This window comes from Pedobacter sp. 01N310 (genome assembly GCF_056399805.1).
Map to the genome: position 1 here is coordinate 1,048,849 of NZ_JBFTSB010000001.1, position 19,464 is coordinate 1,068,312.

Below are 19,464 nucleotides of genomic sequence, written 5' to 3' on the forward strand. Positions count from 1 at the left end.
AAAAATGTTTCTGCACTAAAAAAAATGTCTAAATTTTTTCTCAAATTCCCTTTATAAAAAGCTAAATTCTAAAATGAGCCAAATTGTTTAAAATAATTTAGGTTCATTTTGAATTATCATTCAAAATAGTTCTATATTCAGCTTTTACTTTCAATAATCAAACTAAACTATTATTATGAACGTTAAGTTTCGCTTAACTATAATGAGTTTCATGCAATTCTTTGTATGGGCTGCCTGGTTAATTACGATTGCAAATTATTGGTTCGGAACCAAACAATGGGACGGTGCAGATTTTGGGGTAATTTTCTCTACAATGGGCATTGCATCGCTATTTATGCCAACCATAACAGGCATTCTTGCAGATAAATGGATCAATGCAGAAAAGTTATATGCTATTTTACATATCCTTTACGCAGCCACCATGTTCTATCTGCCTCAAGTAGAAGATCCGCACACTTTCTTTTGGGTTATATTGGTGTCTATGTGTTTTTATATGCCAACCATTGCATTAAGTAACTCAATTAGCTACACAACATTAAAAAACGGCAACTTCGATGTTGTAAAAAACTTTCCGCCCATCCGTGTTTGGGGAACAGTTGGTTTTATTGCCGCCATGTGGCTTACCAATTTAACCGGGAATAAAGCAAGTGCAAATCAATTTTACATTGCTGGTATAAGTGCCTTATTTTTAGGCATATACTCTTTCACTTTACCTGCCTGTAAACCTTTAAATTTAATTAGTGAGAAAAAAACATTCGCACAGAAACTAGGGTTAGAATCATTCAAGCTGTTTGCTGATTATAAAATGGCCTTGTTTTTCATCTTCTCTATGTTTTTAGGGGCTGCATTGCAATTAACCAATGCTTATGGTGATGTTTTTCTGGATGAATTTAAATTATTCCCTGTATTTGCAGAATCTTTTGTAATCCGCTATTCCACGATCATTTTATCCATCTCTCAAATATCAGAAACACTGTTTATTCTTGCTATTCCATTCTTTTTGAAAAGATTTGGGATTAAATGGGTAATTGCAATTGCCATGTTTGCCTGGGTATTACGTTTCGGGTTATTTGCCTTTGGCGATCCTTCTACTAATTTATGGATGATCATTACTTCTTGTATTGTATACGGTATGGCATTCGATTTCTTTAATATTTCCGGATCACTGTTCGTAGAAACATCAACCACACCAAAAACACGTTCATCTGCTCAAGGTTTATTTATGATGATGACTAACGGTTTTGGAGCTGTGTTTGGAAGTTTAGTGTCAGGTTGGATGATCAATAAATATTTTACTACCTATTATAGCAGTATTGATTCATTATCTAAATATGTAAAGAGCGAAGCAGACAATAAACATCTCCTTCAATTTTTGAAAAATAAAGGAATCAGTGTATTAGAAAATGGAAATTTAAGCAGGGCATTAGATGTGAAAGACTGGCACAACATCTGGTTATCTTTCACCATTTATGTTCTGGTTATTGCCATAGTTTTTGTAGTCATATTTAAACACAAACATACACGAGCAGAAGTAGAGGCCATTAACCATTTATAATTTCGATTTATCCCATGTCAGCTGGTAAGTATAGAAAAGAACACAATTGCCTAAACTGTGGCGCTCATGTAGAAAAACATTATTGTAGCGATTGCGGTCAACCAAATTTAGAGTTAAAAGAAAGTTTCTGGGCCTTTATTAGTCATAGTATAGCGCATTACTTTCATTTCGACAATAAATTCTTTCAAACCCTCTCTCCACTTTTAACAAAGCCCGGGCAGGTTACACTCGATTATTTAGCTGGTAAAAGAGCCAGGTATATTAATCCGGTGAGTATGTATATCTTCGTATCTATAGTATATTTTTTGGTTGTGTATTCACCAAAACATGTAAAAAAAGATGCTCATGACTCAACTAAAACCGAAAAGCGAAGAGATGAAAGTGTTACCGACAGTGTAAATAAGGCACTGAAGCTTTCGGGAATACCTAAAAACATTGCAAATAAGGCAACAACATCGATTAATAAAGCAATCAAGAAAAAAGAATTTATAAAACTTGGTTTTGCTGATCAGGAAAAGGAACTGAACAGGCTTAGAACTGAAAACGCTAAACTAGCGTCTGATTCCATTGCCGACATGATCGAAGATTATAACGATATCCATATCGAAAGAAACGATAGCACTTATGCAGCCTATTTAGGAAGGCAAAAGAAATTGCCACCCACCGAGCAAGACAATTGGTATGAGCGGATGATCAAAAAAAGAGCGATCAATATTGGTGAAAAATCTGAAGTAATTCAAGAAACACTAGAGCATAACCGACCAAAACAATACTTTTTGTTAATGCCTTTATTGGCGCTTTTTATTATGTGGAATTTCAGGAAAAATCATATTTATTATTTAAATCACCTGATTTTTGCCATCCATGGAATGACCGCCTATTTTATTGTGCAAATTTTTACTGACCCAATAATTAAACATGTTTTTGATAAGAAAGGCATAATTACCACTGTTATTGAACTAGGTGTTATAGTTTGGATCTGTTGGTATATGTACAGCGCCTTAAAAGTATTTTATCAAAGAAAACCCTGGAGTATAGTTTTTAAAATGTTCTGGATTTTTGTGATGTATTGGATAGCATTTAGTGTATCTGAAGTGGTAATGGTAAATCTGATCTATTACGTAGCTACTTAGAGTGCAACGTCATGCTGAACTTGTTTCAGCATCTTTCTTGTTAGAGATAGACCCTGAAATGAATTCAGGGTGACGACTGTTAAGGGAATACCCCAAATAAAAAACCACCCGATATTATCGAGTGGTTTTTTTATGCTTAATGAAATTATTTTCTATCCTTAAGCTCAACAAATTCTCTATCTGTTTCACCTACATAAATCTGACGTGGACGACCTATCGGTTCCTTGTTTTCGTGCATTTCTTTCCATTGTGCAATCCATCCTGGTAAACGGCCTAAAGCAAATAGAACGGTAAACATTTCAGATGGGAAGCCTAGTGCGCGGTAAATAATACCTGAATAGAAATCTACATTTGGATATAACTTACGGTCTATGAAGTATTGATCAGTTAAAGCCGCTTCTTCTAATTTCTTAGCAATTTCTAAAATCGGATCATCAATACCTAGATTTTCCAGAATATCATCACAAGCTTTTTTAATGATTTTAGCTCTTGGATCGAAGTTTTTGTAAACCCTGTGCCCAAAGCCCATCATACGGAATGGATCGTTTTTGTCTTTCGCTTTTGCAATCCACTTCTCTGTATCACCTCCATCAGCTTTAATCAACTCAAGCATATCGATCACAGCTTGGTTAGCACCACCATGTAGTGGGCCCCAAAGTGCAGCAATACCAGCAGCAATTGAAGCATATAAATTACAATCAGATGAACCTACGATACGAACGGTAGATGCTGAACAGTTTTGCTCGTGATCTGCATGCAGAATAAGCAATTTATTCATCGCATTAACCACAATCGGATTTACATCATAATCCTCTGTACGTTGTCCAAATGTCATCCAAAGGAAATTGGTAACATAATCGTATTTATTTTTAGGATAAATAAGCGGATGACCTAATGATTTTTTATAAACGAAAGAAACAATGGTTGGGAATTTAGCCAAAAGTTTGATAATGGTTAAATCTTGTTCTTCTGCAGTTTGATTTGGCTTTAAGCACTCAGGATAGAATGTAGACAATGAGAAAATCAGGGAACCTAATTGACCCATTGGATGAGATCTTGATGGGTAACCATCAAAAAATTTCTTCATGTCCTCATGGATCAAAGTATGCTTGCTTATGTCAGCCTGTAGATCTTCAAGTTGTTTTTGTGTTGGCAGATCTCCATAAATGATCAGATAAATAACCTCTAAAAAACTCGATTTTGCGGCAAGCTCTTCAATCGAATAACCTCTATATTTTAAAATGCCTTTTTCACCATCTAAAAAAGTGATTTTACTCTTTGTAGAACCAGTGTTTTTAAAACCAGTATCTAAAGTAACAAAACCTGTTAGATCTCTTAATTTTGAAATATCAATGGCCTTTTCATCTTCTGTTCCTGTAATTACTGGCAATTCTACTGTCTTACCATCAACTTTGATCTCTGCAATATCTGACATATTATTGTATTGTGTTTATAGCTTTCTAAATTATATAAAATTAATATACATGCATAACAAATCTGTTAAATTAATATGAATAATTAGTCAAAATGACGTAACAATCGTGCTTAATTAAACAGGATCTGAAATCTTATTTTGCTTTGATTTCTTCGGCAACTCTCCCACACTCCAGCATTTCTTTGCCGTAATAAGGATTTTTAATTTCCTTTTCGGTTGATAACCAGTCACCTCCATCTCCTTTATTCGCCATTGGGCAATGCTGAACATAAATTGTGCCTTTTTCTATTTCCGCATTCTTTAATAATGCAATTAAATCAGCGCTTAAAACCGTGAAATCTTTTCTTTGTGAAACGAGATTATTGCTTGCCGCGATTTTGCCCGCAACAGCTGCAGTAGGCTCACAACCTTTATAAGCAGCCAAACTCGTTTGTAAAAGCGCTGCAGATTTTTGTGCGTTTGCTGAATCTGATTTTACCAACGCATTTTTTAAATCTACATATTGGTTAAAGATTTCAGATTTCTGCCTGTCTTTTATAGAAACCTCATTTTTAACCGATGCTGAATCTGTTTTTGTTGAATCTTTAGTTTCTGTAGATTTTTTTTCAGCCTGGTTACAGGCCATTAAAGCGGTAAGTATTACTAATCCGAATATTCTTTTCATTGTATTTGGTTTTCGGCTCAAAATAGCAATTAAAATGGTAAATAAATAAAAAAGTCCCGATTTTCATCGGGACTTTAAATTAAATGATGTTCTAATTATAATTTGAAATTATATCCTAATCTCAGGTTAAATTGACCGGTTTTCATGAAATAGAGATCAGAAGCGCTATTGTTTACATAACCTTCGTATTTGATACCCAGATCTAAACCATTTTTCCACTCATAGCCTAGACCGCCTGTATAAATAAAGTTCATGTTAGCACCATCTTTTATGGCCAAACCTGAACCTAGCTCAGTACTTAAATACATTCTCTCGATCGGAAACACTCTAACGCCACCTAATAAAGGGATGAATTCGAATTTTAGCGGGCTTCCCTTCCATTTTAATCTGGTATAACCACCTGAAGCGGTAAGGGCCACATAAGGACTCAGATCATATTGAAGTCTTACATCTGCACCATAACCATAATCCATTTCAGACTTATCTGGAAATAATCCACCATTTACGCCTACGCCAATTTTAAAAGCCATACCGCTTCCTGGTGTCATTCGTTCAGTAGAACCCATAGTTTGTGCCTTTAGATTTGATGTGGTTAATATTGCAAGGGCCGTTAATGTCGTTGCAAAAAGTTTAGTAACTGTTTTCATTTTAGATATTTTAGGTTATTAATTAAGGGTTTAGTTTATATACGTTAAAATACCTGAGGTGGATTTTCAAATTTTCATTTTTTTCAGAATGTTATGAAATAAAAAAAGCCTCCTTAAAAAGGAGGCTTTCAATGCTATTTGTGTTTAGCTTACAGGCTAAATCCGTATGCTAAACGTAGGCCAACATAACCAGTACTGCTACCATCTCTAGCTAAGCCTTCGTATTTTACGCCTAAATCTAAACCGTTACTCCATGCATAACCCAGAGCTGGTGAATACACAAATGATGTTCCGCTACCTTCGTTTGTACCGAAACCAGCACCAAGCTCTGCTAAACCATAAATACCAGAACCTGATTCATTAAAGAAATATTTAACACCAGCTTTTACAGGAATGTATCCAAAATCCGGAATATCTACACCAGTATTGCCAATTTCTTTACCTAAGAAACGGGTATAACCAGCAGTAACAGGAATCGATAATTGTTTATCGATATCAAACTGATAACGTAAATCTGCACCAAGCGCCACGCTATATGCATCGCTTGTTGGTATACCACCAAAAATACCTATTCCTAATTTTTGAGAAGATTGCGCATTAGCATTTGTAGTAAAGAATAAAGCCACGACAGCTGCTGAAGTAGCAATGATTTTAGTAATTGTTTTCATTTTAAGATATTGTTTTTGAGTTAAACTAATATGCTGCAACGAATACAAAGGTTGTGCCAGAATGGCTTTTTTAATACTATTTAGGCCATAAACCAACATTAAGATGACCAATAAAAGTTAATTTTCATTAAGTGAAACTTTTTCAATTACCAACTGTTGTAACAGGTTTGTAGGTGCTGATGCATCGAACCAAATAACCTCAACATTGTCCTTTTCCATTTTCCTGAAAAAGGTATTTTGCCGTTTAGCATATTGGCAAATGGCGATGCCAAGTTTTAGTTTCAGTTCATCAAATGTGAATAAGTCATCCAGGTAATTCACAATGAATTTATATTCCAACCCATAAAAAACCAGAATTTCTTTACTAATACCTTCTTTAAGCAATTGCGCTACTTCTTCAATTAAGCCTGCTTCAAATCTTTCGTTCAGTCTTGTTAGAATTTTAGCTCTGGTTATTTCTACTTCATTCTTCAATCCAAAAATAATGGGTTTGAGCACTGGTCTATCGACAACTTCTAGTTGATTGTATTGGAGGTAATGGGATATTTCTAATGCCCGGATCAACCTCTTTTTTGAGGATAAGTCAACATGATCAATATTCTGGCTATTATCACTTTGTAATTTTGAAATCAACGCTTCTTTCGATAATAAATTTAATTGATCTCGTAATTGTTGATTTACGGGAATTGCGGTAAAAGTTTGGTTTTGCAAAAGGCTGTGGATATACATTCCTGTTCCGCCACAGAGAATGGGAATTTTGTCTTTTCCTGTTATAGATTCAAAGGCCTTGTAGAAATCGTTTTTAAAGGCATCTACATGATAACGTTCACCAGGTTCTAAAATATCGATTAAATGATGAGGAATTGTTTTGCCGTTAATATGATATTCTGGCAAATCTTTACCAGTACCAATATCCATCCGTTTAAATATCTGACGGCTATCGGCACTAATAATTTCGCCATTTAACGCATCAGCAACACTTACAGCAAGTTTCGTTTTGCCCGATGCCGTTGCACCTAAAATGATGATGAGATTATGCTGATCCATTAAAATTTGAGGATAAACTTTAAACTTCCTGTATTAAACACTTCTGTTGTAAAACCCTGAATATCCTTTTTTAGCTGACGATTTAGATCTTTATCCAGAACATAAGTCTGCGGATCCAAAATTGCCGTTTGCTTAAAACCCAATTTAATATAGGCTTCTCCTGCCGACCAGTCACGATCTGCATAAGTCATGAGGTCATTAGATTTATACGTTTCAGCGAAAAAAGCAATCAACTTGCTAAGCCCTCCAGTAACAGAATAGCCAGCTTTAACGGCAAACCTGATCAATTCTGCTGATTTATAATTTTCGGTATGGTTCATTTTACGTAGTGCCGAAAAAGTAGCAACCGCTACAAGCGCTTCTTTTTCGAATAAACCAATTTTATAACGACTGCTTACTGAGCCCTGCAAGTGATTTTCAATTAAAAAAGAATCGGCAACGGGTTTAGTAATTTTGAATACTTTGGTTTTTCTACCGTGAATACGGATATTTTTACCCAGCAAAGATTTTATTCTCGCTAAAACCTGATCTGGTCTTGATTGCCACAGATCTTCCCAAAGATGAATGAGTTTAATGCCTTCCTGGCGATACTTTTCCTGCAGCCCAATGAGGTGTTGTGGAGTAAATTTATTGTTTAAACTTACCAGATGAATGATCAATTGAGGATCAGTCCGTAATAATCGAAATTCATGTTCTAAAAAAAGAAGGCACCCAATTTTGTTATTAGCAAGTGCTAAGCTTAATTGATGATGCCAGATAACGTCAGAAGTTAAATTATTCAATCAGTAGAAGGTTTTTAGAAAAATTATCTACTGCAAATTTAACCATCAGATTGTTAAATCCATTCTTTTTCTTTAAAGTTAGTATGGATAATTTCTACCAGCGTTTCAACTTCTTTTAATTTAGAATCATCAAGTGCTGAAATTTTAAAACCCGCTTTGTTTTTACCAAAATCGCTTAAATTATGATTTGTAGTAGAAAATTCATCTGTATTGATTTTAACTTCTACAGCATTCCCATTAATATAAACACCTGTAAAAAATCGTTCGGTCACTTTTTCACCGTTTAATTCAATGTTTTTTTCACTGTAAAGATCATAGCCGTTCTCCGAATTTTCGTGCACCGTATATCCACGGGTGGCGTATGGCTGTAATCCAGCTCTAATGGTCTGGAAAATTTCAACAAGATCAGTTTTCATAATTGTATTTGATTTTAGAATTAAACACCATAGTACAATTATTGTTTAGTTTTTATTCTTCAAGCCACCAGTTTTCAGTCGGTAAATATTCATTTAAAATTATTGTTTCACCCAATTTTGGAGTAACCAAAGGAAGCTGCTTTGTTGCTGCAGCTAAAACCACTCTTTTTATAGGCTCATTCCATGGGTGCATGGCTAAGCTGAATTTGCCCCAATGTACCGGCATCAAAACTTTTGCTTTTAAATCGATTGCTGCCTGCACTGTTTCTTCAGGAAACATATGGATGTATGGCCAATAAGCATTGTACTGTCCGCACTCGAGCAAGGCTAAATCGAAAGGACCGAACTCCTCGCCTATTTTAGCAAAGTGTGTATCGTAACCAGAGTCGCCACCCAAGAATAGCTGGTAGTTCTCAGTTTTCAATACAAAAGCCGACCAAAGCGTTTGATTTCTTTTAAACTTTCTCCCCGTAAAATGCCTTGCCGGAACGGCTGTTAACTTCAGGCTACTAAATAATGTGAGCGATTCGTTCCAGCACAATTCATTGATCTTATCAGTTTTAATTCCCCATTTTTCTAAATGTTCTCCAACTCCCAACGAACTCACAATCGTTTTAACTTGTGGTGCAATTTTTAAAATGCTATTATAATCAAGGTGATCGTAATGATCATGTGTGATGAGCAGGATATCAATATTCTTAAATTCTTCCGCTTTCACAACATCTGTACCTAAAAAAGCCTTACTCCCAATAAATGAAAACGGAGATGGGGTTTTGCTAAAAACAGGATCAACCAGAATTCTTAAGCCCTCTACTTTGATGAGGTATGATGAATGTCCAAACCATATAATTTCAGGAGCGCCGCTTTTAGGGCTTCCATTTAGGTTAGGTGAAATAAAATGAAGTGCTTTATCTGGAGCCTTATTAGGATGTTTTTCGAAAAGAAATGCATTTAAAACTTTAAAAAAACTAACACCTTCAGGCTGCATTAATGTTATCGACTGATTTTGCAATGCACCATCACGATAGTTAGCCAAATGGTGGATTTTTTCCAATCGTAATCCCTTGGGTAAACGGCCAAAAACAGGAAGGTTCGTTATAATGAAGAACGCGATTAAGATAAAAAGTAAAATGTATACAGCTATCATTTTTTAAAATTAATAAAACCAAAGTAGGAATATGATTTTAAAAAAGAAGCCTGAGTGAGTTATATGACGTATGGATTACTTCTTAAGCGTTTAAATAGCAATACCTCAACTTATTGAAGTATTGCTGTAAAAGCTTTAAAATAATTAGAATAAGGCACTACTTTATTTATAACAAGCATAAATTTTATACCTTTGAATAAGGGTTAAACATATAGCTTAGATAACTTTTGTGCCTGCTTGCAGGAAAATAATCCGATTTGGCGAGGAGTGGTACGAACACTTCTCGTCTTTTTTGTTTAAATACCCCTCCAAATTGAGGGGTACTATTGTTAATCATTGGGGTGTAATTTATGATTGTATATCAATTTCTTTTTTTAAAGGGCTAAAATTGCATTCTATTTATAATTTTTCTATTATTATTTTTTAGAACGTATAGCTTTTAGCTTTTCCGAAAGTATTGATATTTATATAGCAGAGGAAAGAAATGAGAAAAAAAAACAACGCAAACGTTTGATTAATTTTGTATTATTACATATTGAAGAAATTTAATGTAGTTTAGCACTCAGAATGCAGTCGAAACCAACAACCATCAAAGAGATAGCCAGAATCTTAAACATTTCTCCATCCAGTGTTTCCAGGGGATTGCACGATCATCCGAGCATTGGAGCAGTAACCAGGGAGAAAATTAAGCAGTTGGCGAAATCTCTAAACTATGAGCCTAATAATGCGGCAATTCTTTTTCAAAAAGGGAAAACATATACTATTGGCGTAATTTTACCTGAGCTATCCGAACACTTTTTCTCTATTGCTATTTCTGCAATTGAAGATGAAGCCATTAAGAAAAACTATACAGTTATTTTTGCGCAGTCGCACGATAATTACGATCAGGAAGTAAAGCTCGTTGAAAAAATGAAAAATCAACGGGTAGATGGTTTATTGGTATCCATCAGTAAAGACACTTCAAAGTTTGATCATTTCGAGAAGCTCAATTCATTCAATATACCTGTCGTATTTTTTGACCGGATACCTCCTTTTAAAAACGTGCATTATGTAGCGTGTAGCTTAGAAAGTGCAACAATTAAAGCGGTGAACTATCTTTTGAAAAAAGGACATAGAAGTATTGGGATGATTAATGGGCCAAGTACATTGTACGCAAGTGAGGAACGTAAAGATGGCTATATGCAGGCGATTACTTTTAACCGCTTAAAATTTGATCCATCTTTAGTGGTAAACTGTGATTTAACTGAGGAAGGTACTATCGATGCTGCCAATCAATTTTTAAATCATAAGCGTAAACCTACAGCAATTGTGGCCTTTAACGATTATGTAGCACTTTTCCTGATTAAGTATTTTAAAAAGCTGAATGTAATTAATGATTTTGACGTAGTGAGTTATGCAAATCTGCCCATTATCAGCTATTTGGATAATTCGCCGGTAGCTTCAGTTGAACAATACCCCTATTTACAAGGACAAAAAGCAGCTAATATTTTGTTAGATCTTATTCATAGCCCTAATTCTGAGAACCAAGCCTACTACAACACCATTGTAGAGTCTGATTTGATTGTAAACGAGGTAAAAGAATAAACAAACGTTTGCGCTAAATTTCTAGTTTTTGTTTAAACTTCCAGGTAAAACATTAAACTGTTTTTTAAAAGCAGTGATAAAATGTTGTGCATTTTTATAACCTACAAGGAAGGCAACTTCATTCACCGTTTTCTTTTCCTTGGATAGAAAATAGTGCGCCTTTTCCATCCTGATTTTATATAAATAGCCAAACACTGTATAGCCGGTAAGTTCTTTAAATCCTCTTTTAAGTTTATAGTCATTAATCCCAGCCTTACGCGAAAGTTCCATTAATGAATTAGGCCTTTGCAAATCATGCTCTACCAATTGTTTGGCCAACAGAATCTTTTCTATATCCTCCTTTTTTAAAACGTATGTTTGTTTCTCTTGTTTTTGATTAAAATAAGCAATAATCAATTCAAAGATCCTAGCTTCAAGGAATAGACGTTTTACCCTACCCTCGTGTTTAGGATAAATAATCTGCTGCAGTATCAACCCGATTTCCGGACTGATCAACTTTTGGATTCCGGTTTTAATATCGTGACCAAGTTCTCCTCCTGTTACCTGCTCAAAATAATCTTCTGTGAACTGTATATAAAGGCATCTGGTTTTCTCTGTGATATTAAATTTGATCGAATTAACGCCACCTGCATTAAAATCCTGCTCGTTTTTAGCCAATGATAATAAATTATCGTGCTGATGATTATAATAATAGTTGATTGCACCGCTCAGACAAAATAAAAAGCCAATATGTTGCGGAGAAGATTCAAAGCAAAAATTCTCTTCCTGATTCGGATGGATCTCCATAATGCCAATGTGGATTCCCCTAAACCACATTTCTTTTATTTGGTACTTTACATCGTTCTCATCTAATGTTACAACAGCCTCATCTATGTCGGTTATGCTTTCAAAATTATTAGGATAGGCATTCTCATAAATGATATTTCCTTTAGGATAGCTTGAGAGTTTAATTGTCATCTGTATAAATTATTAATTTATTGCTCATTGTTTTCAATGGCATTTTTCACTTGCATTTATTTTCTCAATGGTGTTCAAGAGAACGCTTCGCTTAGTTAATGAGCGCGCAAAAGCTCGGTTTTTTTAAAGGTCTTGAAGCGCTCATGATTTTATTCATCCCAATGTGTGATTTGAAAATCATGATGATTTCGTATTTATTTAATCCGTTTGGCGGTATTAATTATCCGTTTAGCGTTATCTGTTTTTTCTGATTATCTACAAATTTGCGCAATTATTTATAATTAGTCTAAATAAATGAAGATATATTTATCAATTGCCTTATCGCTTTGTGGATTTGTTACTGTGGCTCAAGAAATTAAAGTTGATACTACAAAGGCAAATGATTTAAAGGATGTGGTGGTTACAGGGCAATATGGCCCGCAAACCTTGAGGAACTCGGTATACAATGTAAAAACAATAAGTGCAGATCGGATTAAGCTAAGGGCTGCCACCAATGTGCAGCAGATTTTAAATACCGAACTCGGTTTCCGTTTTAGCAACGATTTAACTTTAGGTACAACCGATGTTTCTTTAATGGGGATGACTGGCCGAAATATTAAAATTTTATTGGATGGTGTACCAATGGTAGACCGATCTGATGCCCGCGAAAGTTTAAACCAAATCGACATTAACACCATTGAGAGGATAGAAATTGTAGAAGGTCCGATGTCTGTTGTGTATGGCACCGATGCGCTGGCCGGAGTAATTAATATTATAACCAAAAATCCCGGAAAGCAATTGTTAAGCGTTAATGCGCGTGTACAGGAAGAAAGCGCTGGGAAAGAATATAACCTACTCAATGGTGCAGGCCAGCATAATCAGAATTTAAGTATTAGCTGGCAACAAAAAGGCTGGAGTGTTTTGCTCGGTGCATCGCATAACGATTTTGGTGGCTGGAATATGGCTCCGAAAACAGCATTTTTAGAAGAATTTAATAGCTATAAAAATCAATGGAAACCTAAGGAGCAATGGCTTGGTAATACGAAAATTGGCTATAGAAATCAAAACTTTAGTATATGGTATCGCTTAGATGGGCTAAACGAAGATATCGATTCGCGATTTGGAATAAACCCATCGAGTTTCGAAGGGAAGCTGTCTACCTATACCACCAAACGTTATGCGCAACAATTGCAGTCTGAATGGAGGGTAAATAATAAATTACAGATTACAGCTATAGGCGGATATACCGATCTACAACGATCAACCCACACCGTTATCCATAATTTTACAAACAACACAGAACGATTAAGTGACGATAAGGGTGAACAAGATATAGCAAAATTCAACTCAGCTATTTTTAGGTCAACTGCAATTTACACCTTAAATAAATCAGTTTCATTTCAGCCTGGTATCGAATACAATAGAGATGCTGCTAGCGGGCAAAGGATTAACGGTGCGCCTGTAATTAATGATTATGCCGCGTTTATTTCTGCCGAGATTAAACTTGACAATGGAATAAGTGTAAGACCAGGATTGAGGTTTATTAAAAACTCCATTTACGATGCCCCTCCTGTAATTCCATCATTAAATACCAAATTTACTTTAACCAAAGATTTAGATCTTCGATTGGCTTACGCTAAAGGTTTTCGTTCTCCAGCACTGAGGGAACTATATTACGATTTTGTAGATGCGAGTCATAATATTTTGGGTAACCCCAATTTAAAAGCCGAAGAATCGAACAGTTTTAATGGCTCTTTGGCTTGGGCCGGTATACATGAAAAAGATCTGCAGTTCCGTTCTACGTTATCGGGTTTCTACAATTTGTTTAAAAACAGGATTAATTTTGCTCAGTCACCAACAGATAACTCCATAACCTCGCTATTTAATGTAGATAAGTATAAAACAACAGGTGCTACGTTAGACAATACATTGATTTATAAAGATATTCAGGCTACACTTGGCGTCTCGTATATCGGCCGATACAATGATTTAAGCGTGAGTAATCCAGACTTGGGGACTCCTGAATTTGCATGGGCTACGGAAGTAAACTCGAATATAACTTATACGCTTCCGAAAATAAATGGGAGTATCAGCCTCTTTTATAAATATACAGGGAGCTTGCCAAACTATAAACTTACAGCCGAAAACGATCCCAACTCAGTAAAACTGACAAAAATTGGCGATTTCCATACCGCAGATTTAATGCTGAACAAAAATCTATTTAAGTCTTTAACCATTAATGCAGGTATTAAAAACCTCTTTAATGTTACACAATTGAGCAACACTTCAACTGCAACTGGTGGAGCACACAGCACAGGTGGCGATGTTCCATATAGTTATGGCCGATCGTATGTGCTTGGGCTAATCTATAACTGGAATAAATTTTAACAATAAACAACATTAATTATAATAACATGAACAAACTGAACTCATTAATCGCTATCGCGTTTTTAGCTGCAACACTTACGGCCTGTAAAAAGAATACAGAAGAACCTATTTTTGTTGCTCCACCTTCCGATGGAAGTACTTTAACACTTAGTGGTAAAACAGCAGAATCAAACTATACAAATATAGTTTATGTAGATTTTAGCGCCGATAAACAGACTTCTGCAGAAAGAAAGAGTTTCAATATCGGGTTAACTTCTGATAGTAAATTCAGAGTTGTGCTTAATCCTTCTTATCAAACTACGGCAACGGCAACATCAAAAATCGATATTACAGCTGTTACATTGGCAGATCCAGGAACAACAGTTAATTTAAATCACGATATCATGGATCCGCTTACGGTGTCGTTAGTTGATTATTGGGACGGAAATATCACTAAAACAGCTTTTACTGAAGTAAGTGCTACGGAAGCAGAGAACAAAGTTTATTTATTAAGCTACGAAGGAAATAAGGATAAAGACAAGTGGTTTAAATTAAAAGTTACCCGTAATGGTTCTGGCTACAAAATTCAATATGCCCGACTAAACGAAACTGTAATAAAAACTTTGGATGTGCCTAAAAATGCTGATTACAATCTGGTTTTTGTTTCGTTAGAAAACAATAAAATTGTTCAGGCTGAACCGGCAAAAAGCACATGGGATATTTCATGGAGCTACAGTACGTTCAACTCTGGTTTAGGTTCGCCTTATTGGGTTCAGGATTTTGTTTCAATCAATAACTTAGGCAGTGTAAGTGCGGCAATGGTAGCTAAAAAAGATGCTTATGCAACATTTACTGAAGCAGATTTGGCTGGTCTTACTTTTCTATCAGTAAAAGATGTAATTGGAACAACCTGGAGAACTTCGCCTAGCCAGGCTGGTACTGGCGGCGCGGTTAAAGGAGATCTTTGCTATATTATTAAAGATGCTACCGGTAATTATTATAAACTGAAATTCAACAGTTACATTTCTGGTGATGGTGGTGAACGCGGTAAACCAGTAATCGAATATAAATTGGTAAAAAAGGGATAATGTAAGTTAAGGCTTACCCAAAAAAATATGTTTTGTTAGTTGGATATAGGCTCTCCGCGATGGGGAGCTTTATCTTTTTATAGCAATTAGTAATAATAGGCATCATGCTGATCCGATAGCTATCGGATTTGTTTTACAAGCAGAAATAGTATTTTCAATTGCCTTGTAGCTACTCCGTGGTCAGCATCTATCATGTACAAGAAGACCCTGAAACAAGTTCAGGGTGACGATTCACGGACCTGGCGTTGTGGAGTTAGAAATTGTAATACGAAACATTATAAACGCAAAAAGGGCCCTGGCATACCAGAACCCTTTTTGTTTCTTACTCGCGAAATATTATTTTCCAGAGTTTTTCTTGTCAGTTACTTCTGCACGGATTTCTTGTGCTAAAACTTTAAGATCTTGCATTGCTTTACGCACACGAGTACCAGCAGCTGCATTGCCAGCATTATAAAATTTTTCTACATCTGCTTCAATAGCAGCAACAGCAGCTTTAACTTTTGAGAATTTTTCCATCGCTAATTGATGTTTTTAAGGTTTAAAAAATTTATTTTTTCAATAATACATATTTACCTTGAATTAACAACAGAAAGCAAATATTTATTTGAAAGAAGTTTTGCACATTTACACAATCAAAAAAATGCCCTGGCACTATTATAGAGGTATTTTTTCGGATTTTGAGATCAAAATCTGGTAACTTAATTCAGTTGTTTCGATAAGTTGATCAGGTTATTGAAGGTTAAATTGGCGCTATTTATACAGCGTTTATAATCTGCCTCAGCAACCGTCTGGTTTATTACAGAGACGAATATTTTCCATTTCGTACTCAGCTCATCGCCATAAACACCATAATAATTTAGGCCTCCTTCATGGTCTTTAAAATTTGGATTGGCTAAAATATGCCTTTTAATTACGTTTCCGCCCAATGTAGCCCCTTCTAGTACATACAGCGCACCTAAAACTTCGGCAGTATTTTTTTCTGGAACAAACAATTCAAAATCTAAACCTGGCAATGTTAAACTATCTATATTCCAATATTTTAAATCTTCTTCTAAAGCAGTGAGTTTCAATCTGCTTTTCATTTCCAATTGTTCGGCAATAGCTGTATCCAACATATTGGCGAGCGTATTCTCTAATTTTTGGTGAATAATATAATTAATGGTTAACAGCTTTTTATACTGATCAATGCTTAAAGAATTGTTCATAATCTCATTCACAAACATTAAGGATTCTAATGTTTTATGGTTTTCTGCTGTTTCAGCTCTCAATAAATTGGCAATCATTATTTGGATTTTAATTATTAAAAAGAAAAGATCCGGATTTAATACCCGAATCTCTCCATATGGTTTTATAAAATTTTAATTTAACCTCAAATGTTGGTTAAACCAAAAATCGTGTACAGAATGTACGCATTTAAGCAGGTTCTCGTAACCATCAGGCTTGGTAAGATAAGCGTTGGCACCAAACTCAATTGATGCTTTTACATCATCAGGATTATCAGACGTAGAAAACAAGATTACGGGTATCGTTTTGAGATAGGGAATATCACGTATAAATTTTAACAGATCTAGTCCCGATAAGCCGGGCAAATTCAAATCAAGCAAAATTAATTTAGGTTTGGTTTTACTTTCAGCAAACTGCTGAAGTTTTTGTAGTGCCTCTGCCCCATCTTCAATTATAGTTAAATTAAGTGTATCCTTAACCTCTTGTACGGCACTTTGCATAAAAAATGCATAGTCTATATCATCCTCAACATAAAATATATCTGGTGTTTTCATTTTATCCGTTTTTAAAAGCTACAAAAAATGTAGAACCAACATTTAACTTACTCTCAAACCAAACCCTGCCGTTATGCTTTTCTACAACCCTTTTTACAATTGCGAGCCCCACTCCTGTTCCTTCTATTTCCTTAACATTATCCATGCGCTTAAAAAGCTCAAAAACCCTATCGTAATAACGGTTGTCGATTCCTATTCCATTATCTTTAACAGCATAGATAGTCTCCCCTCCATCTATATACGCAGAAACCTCTACTTTGGGTTTGTCCACCATTGCAGAGTATTTTACAGCGTTACCAATCAGGTTTGTGAAAACCTGCGCTATCATGGTCTTATCTCCTTTTATATTTGGGAGTTCCCCCAAAACTAATTCGGTACGGTCAGCTTTAAAGGCCGACCACACTTCGCCTTTTATTTCTTTTAACAGCGATGCTATATCAACTGCTTCAAAATTTATTTCAGAACGGCCAACTCTTGCTAAATTTAGGATCTCTTTAATTAAGAAATTCATTTTATCAGCACCTATTAAAATCCTACTCAACATTTTTTGGCCATTTTCATCAATGCTCTTATTTTTGAGCATAAGCTCAGCATAAGTTTTTATCGAGGTTAATGGGGTTCTTAAATCATGCGAAACAGTATAGCTAAAAGTATCTAATTCTTCGTAAGCGGCCTGTAGTTTTTCATTGAGCAGCCTAATTTCGTTGGCCTTTTTGTTGATGTTGGTAATAATAATTTCTCGGATCCTTAAAACCGAGGCGATTTCCTCAGCCATCCATTTTTCAGATGTATTATTAACTACCTGCGACCAGATTTCGAAAGATTTACGGGGTGATAGGTTCAACAAGCCATTTTCTGAAGGAACTACAGGTTTTTCAGGGTTTCCAGCCCAATTCACAGTGGTAATGATTTCGGGTTTAAACCAGATGATCATTTCGCCCATTTCTTTATTTAACATACAAGAAAGAATTCCAGCGGCTATTGATTTGTATTTTTTAGCTGGAGAATGGATTTCAGACAATCGATGGGTATAGTATATTGATTCATCATTGGTTGTTTTTAACCATTCAACAAGTTCTCTTATTTCTTCTTCTGATGGTACATTTCCAAGAGTTTTAAGTTCATTTTCGAAAATGACAACCACTCCCGAAGCTTTAGTTGCGTCTAAAATAGTTCTTTTGTGGGTGGTTATGGCTTCAACTAAATATTTATCCCGGTTTAAATGTTCTAAAAGAACATTGGCGGTACTTTTAAATTGTTCAATAACGGCTGCATCTTCTTCTTCCTGGCGGTATTCTAAAGCTGAGGAAAGAATCTGCCCGATTAACTTAGCGCCTTCTCTGGCTTTATAGTCTATAAACTTAGGACTATAGTTATGGCAGGCAATTAACCCCCATAATTCGCCATGAGAGATTAAGGATATACTAAAACTCGAATGAACCCCCATATTCTTCAGATATTGAATATGTATGGGCGATACGGCGCGTAAGCCGCCATTGGTTAAATCGAGTGCTTCGTTTTCTTTAAAAGTTAGAATTGGTGAATCAGTTTTGTTTACATCGGCAATTAACCTAGTCAGATTGAGTTTATAAAGCACTCGAGCCTGTTTAGGAATATCAGATGCAGGGTAATGCAATCCAAAAAATGGTTCTAAACCTGTTTCTTTTTCTTCTGCCACAACTTCGCCATGACCATCCTCTAAAAATTTATAGATCATAATCCGATCGTAATTGATCAGTTTTTTTACTTCTTGAGCAGCACCTTTTAACAGCGCTGAAATGCTTTTCCCCTGAAGCATAGAGGAGGCAGAACGACCTATAGAACTTTGAATATCGAATTGTAAGGTTACTGGCTCAAATTCCAAAAGCCAATCACTTTCTGATGATGAAATAATCAGATAAAAAGAAAGGCCATTAATTTCAACAGGATGGGGACTAATTGCATCAAAGCTTTTACGGATGATACCTAGTTTAAGTAATTCTTCGATATTAAATGCCGGATCTTGTTGTTTGATAAACTGGTTTAAGACCGAAAGTTGTTTGTTTAATAGACTTTTAGCTTCTTCCGCTAAAAAAACTTCTACATTTTCACTAATGTAGGTAATGGATAGGCTGTTCTTATCAACCGCTAATAGAAAGCCATGCGATTGAATTTTACCAGGAATATGAATGGGTTCTTTATCGCAATTGCTTAGGTCTACAGAAAATTTAGTCATAT

General features: G+C 35.4%; 18 protein-coding genes. 5 read left to right on the plus strand and 13 right to left on the minus strand.

Features of this window, described 5'->3' with window-relative positions; all coding sequences use genetic code 11:
* Nucleotides 1–175 precede the first annotated feature (175 nt).
* Nucleotides 176–1,555: a nucleoside permease gene (locus tag AC1DNH_RS04000; protein ID WP_131031974.1), complete on the plus strand. Its 1,380-nt coding sequence runs from the start codon at nucleotides 176–178 to the stop codon at nucleotides 1,553–1,555.
* A gap of 14 nt (nucleotides 1,556–1,569) precedes the next feature.
* Nucleotides 1,570–2,688: a DUF3667 domain-containing protein gene (locus tag AC1DNH_RS04005; RefSeq protein ID WP_477625188.1), complete on the plus strand. Its 1,119-nt coding sequence runs from the start codon at nucleotides 1,570–1,572 to the stop codon at nucleotides 2,686–2,688.
* Nucleotides 2,689–2,833: 145 nt separating this feature from the next.
* Here AC1DNH_RS04005 and AC1DNH_RS04010 read toward each other — a convergent pair whose 3' ends face one another.
* From AC1DNH_RS04010 to AC1DNH_RS04045, 8 genes are all read right to left on the minus strand, one after another.
* Nucleotides 2,834–4,123, minus strand: coding sequence for a citrate synthase (locus AC1DNH_RS04010; RefSeq protein ID WP_057934373.1), 1,290 nt, complete (start codon nucleotides 4,121–4,123; stop codon nucleotides 2,834–2,836).
* 133 nt (nucleotides 4,124–4,256) lie between these two features.
* Nucleotides 4,257–4,787 (minus strand): DUF3347 domain-containing protein, encoded by a 531-nt coding sequence (locus AC1DNH_RS04015; RefSeq protein ID WP_477582152.1) that lies wholly within the window; start codon nucleotides 4,785–4,787, stop codon nucleotides 4,257–4,259.
* A 95-nt stretch (nucleotides 4,788–4,882) separates the two neighbouring features.
* The gene (locus AC1DNH_RS04020; RefSeq protein ID WP_477582150.1) at nucleotides 4,883–5,434 is read right to left on the minus strand and encodes a hypothetical protein; all 552 of its coding nucleotides are present in this window, start codon (nucleotides 5,432–5,434) and stop codon (nucleotides 4,883–4,885) included.
* Between the two features lie 149 nt (nucleotides 5,435–5,583).
* The gene (locus AC1DNH_RS04025; RefSeq protein ID WP_477582149.1) at nucleotides 5,584–6,102 is read right to left on the minus strand and encodes a hypothetical protein; all 519 of its coding nucleotides are present in this window, start codon (nucleotides 6,100–6,102) and stop codon (nucleotides 5,584–5,586) included.
* A gap of 117 nt (nucleotides 6,103–6,219) precedes the next feature.
* Nucleotides 6,220–7,149, minus strand: coding sequence for a tRNA (adenosine(37)-N6)-dimethylallyltransferase MiaA (miaA, locus tag AC1DNH_RS04030; protein ID WP_477582147.1), 930 nt, complete (start codon nucleotides 7,147–7,149; stop codon nucleotides 6,220–6,222).
* Nucleotides 7,149–7,931, minus strand: coding sequence for a hypothetical protein (locus AC1DNH_RS04035; RefSeq protein ID WP_477582146.1), 783 nt, complete (start codon nucleotides 7,929–7,931; stop codon nucleotides 7,149–7,151). The genes miaA and AC1DNH_RS04035 overlap by 1 nt, the downstream gene beginning before the upstream one ends.
* A 53-nt stretch (nucleotides 7,932–7,984) precedes the next feature.
* Nucleotides 7,985–8,347, minus strand: a complete 363-nt coding sequence (locus AC1DNH_RS04040) for a hypothetical protein (RefSeq protein ID WP_477582144.1) — start codon at nucleotides 8,345–8,347, stop codon at nucleotides 7,985–7,987.
* 52 nt (nucleotides 8,348–8,399) lie between these two features.
* Nucleotides 8,400–9,494, minus strand: coding sequence for an MBL fold metallo-hydrolase (locus AC1DNH_RS04045; protein WP_477582142.1), 1,095 nt, complete (start codon nucleotides 9,492–9,494; stop codon nucleotides 8,400–8,402).
* Between the two features lie 567 nt (nucleotides 9,495–10,061).
* On the opposite strand from AC1DNH_RS04045, the gene AC1DNH_RS04050 reads away from it, so the two are divergent.
* On the plus strand, nucleotides 10,062–11,078 hold the full coding sequence (locus AC1DNH_RS04050) for a LacI family DNA-binding transcriptional regulator (RefSeq protein ID WP_215128868.1): 1,017 nt from the start codon (nucleotides 10,062–10,064) through the stop codon (nucleotides 11,076–11,078).
* Nucleotides 11,079–11,099: 21 nt separating this feature from the next.
* Here AC1DNH_RS04050 and AC1DNH_RS04055 read toward each other — a convergent pair whose 3' ends face one another.
* Entirely contained in the window at nucleotides 11,100–12,035 is a 936-nt protein-coding gene (locus AC1DNH_RS04055) for a helix-turn-helix transcriptional regulator (RefSeq protein ID WP_477610533.1), read from the minus strand.
* Between the two features lie 294 nt (nucleotides 12,036–12,329).
* Here AC1DNH_RS04055 and AC1DNH_RS04060 point away from each other — a divergent pair, with 294 nt between their 5' ends.
* Both AC1DNH_RS04060 and AC1DNH_RS04065 read left to right on the plus strand, forming a co-directional pair.
* Nucleotides 12,330–14,402: a TonB-dependent receptor plug domain-containing protein gene (locus AC1DNH_RS04060; RefSeq protein WP_477625189.1), complete on the plus strand. Its 2,073-nt coding sequence runs from the start codon at nucleotides 12,330–12,332 to the stop codon at nucleotides 14,400–14,402.
* Between the two features lie 26 nt (nucleotides 14,403–14,428).
* Nucleotides 14,429–15,469, plus strand: a complete 1,041-nt coding sequence (locus AC1DNH_RS04065; RefSeq protein ID WP_477625190.1) for an HmuY family protein — start codon at nucleotides 14,429–14,431, stop codon at nucleotides 15,467–15,469.
* 336 nt (nucleotides 15,470–15,805) lie between these two features.
* On the opposite strand, the gene AC1DNH_RS04070 is transcribed toward AC1DNH_RS04065, so the two are convergent.
* From AC1DNH_RS04070 to AC1DNH_RS04085, 4 genes are all read right to left on the minus strand, one after another.
* Nucleotides 15,806–15,985, minus strand: a complete 180-nt coding sequence (locus AC1DNH_RS04070; protein WP_010602585.1) for a hypothetical protein — start codon at nucleotides 15,983–15,985, stop codon at nucleotides 15,806–15,808.
* Between the two features lie 182 nt (nucleotides 15,986–16,167).
* A complete protein-coding gene (locus AC1DNH_RS04075) occupies nucleotides 16,168–16,752 on the minus strand; it encodes a biliverdin-producing heme oxygenase (RefSeq protein WP_477610575.1) in 585 nt (194 codons plus the stop codon).
* Nucleotides 16,753–16,827: 75 nt separating this feature from the next.
* Nucleotides 16,828–17,247, minus strand: a complete 420-nt coding sequence (locus tag AC1DNH_RS04080; protein WP_477586115.1) for a response regulator — start codon at nucleotides 17,245–17,247, stop codon at nucleotides 16,828–16,830.
* 1 nt (nucleotide 17,248) lies between these two features.
* Nucleotides 17,249–19,462 carry an ATP-binding protein gene (locus tag AC1DNH_RS04085; RefSeq protein ID WP_477625191.1) on the minus strand — a complete coding sequence of 738 codons (2,214 nt, stop codon included), beginning with the start codon at nucleotides 19,460–19,462 and terminating at the stop codon, nucleotides 17,249–17,251.
* Nucleotides 19,463–19,464: the final 2 nt, after the last annotated feature.

Bases quoted from the DNA above. Each gene is read 5' to 3' on its own strand.
- AC1DNH_RS04000 (WP_131031974.1), top strand. From the start codon at position 176: ATGAACGTTAAGTTTCGCTTAACTATAATGAGTTTCATGCAATTCTTT.
- AC1DNH_RS04005 (WP_477625188.1), top strand. From the start codon at position 1,570: ATGTCAGCTGGTAAGTATAGAAAAGAACACAATTGCCTAAACTGTGGC.
- AC1DNH_RS04010 (WP_057934373.1), bottom strand. From the start codon at position 4,123: ATGTCAGATATTGCAGAGATCAAAGTTGATGGTAAGACAGTAGAATTG.
- AC1DNH_RS04015 (WP_477582152.1), bottom strand. From the start codon at position 4,787: ATGAAAAGAATATTCGGATTAGTAATACTTACCGCTTTAATGGCCTGT.
- AC1DNH_RS04020 (WP_477582150.1), bottom strand. From the start codon at position 5,434: ATGAAAACAGTTACTAAACTTTTTGCAACGACATTAACGGCCCTTGCA.
- AC1DNH_RS04025 (WP_477582149.1), bottom strand. From the start codon at position 6,102: ATGAAAACAATTACTAAAATCATTGCTACTTCAGCAGCTGTCGTGGCT.
- miaA (WP_477582147.1), bottom strand. From the start codon at position 7,149: ATGGATCAGCATAATCTCATCATCATTTTAGGTGCAACGGCATCGGGC.
- AC1DNH_RS04040 (WP_477582144.1), bottom strand. From the start codon at position 8,347: ATGAAAACTGATCTTGTTGAAATTTTCCAGACCATTAGAGCTGGATTA.
- AC1DNH_RS04045 (WP_477582142.1), bottom strand. From the start codon at position 9,494: ATGATAGCTGTATACATTTTACTTTTTATCTTAATCGCGTTCTTCATT.
- AC1DNH_RS04050 (WP_215128868.1), top strand. From the start codon at position 10,062: ATGCAGTCGAAACCAACAACCATCAAAGAGATAGCCAGAATCTTAAAC.
- AC1DNH_RS04055 (WP_477610533.1), bottom strand. From the start codon at position 12,035: ATGACAATTAAACTCTCAAGCTATCCTAAAGGAAATATCATTTATGAG.
- AC1DNH_RS04060 (WP_477625189.1), top strand. From the start codon at position 12,330: ATGAAGATATATTTATCAATTGCCTTATCGCTTTGTGGATTTGTTACT.
- AC1DNH_RS04065 (WP_477625190.1), top strand. From the start codon at position 14,429: ATGAACAAACTGAACTCATTAATCGCTATCGCGTTTTTAGCTGCAACA.
- AC1DNH_RS04070 (WP_010602585.1), bottom strand. From the start codon at position 15,985: ATGGAAAAATTCTCAAAAGTTAAAGCTGCTGTTGCTGCTATTGAAGCA.
- AC1DNH_RS04075 (WP_477610575.1), bottom strand. From the start codon at position 16,752: ATGATTGCCAATTTATTGAGAGCTGAAACAGCAGAAAACCATAAAACA.
- AC1DNH_RS04080 (WP_477586115.1), bottom strand. From the start codon at position 17,247: ATGAAAACACCAGATATATTTTATGTTGAGGATGATATAGACTATGCA.
- AC1DNH_RS04085 (WP_477625191.1), bottom strand. From the start codon at position 19,462: ATGACTAAATTTTCTGTAGACCTAAGCAATTGCGATAAAGAACCCATT.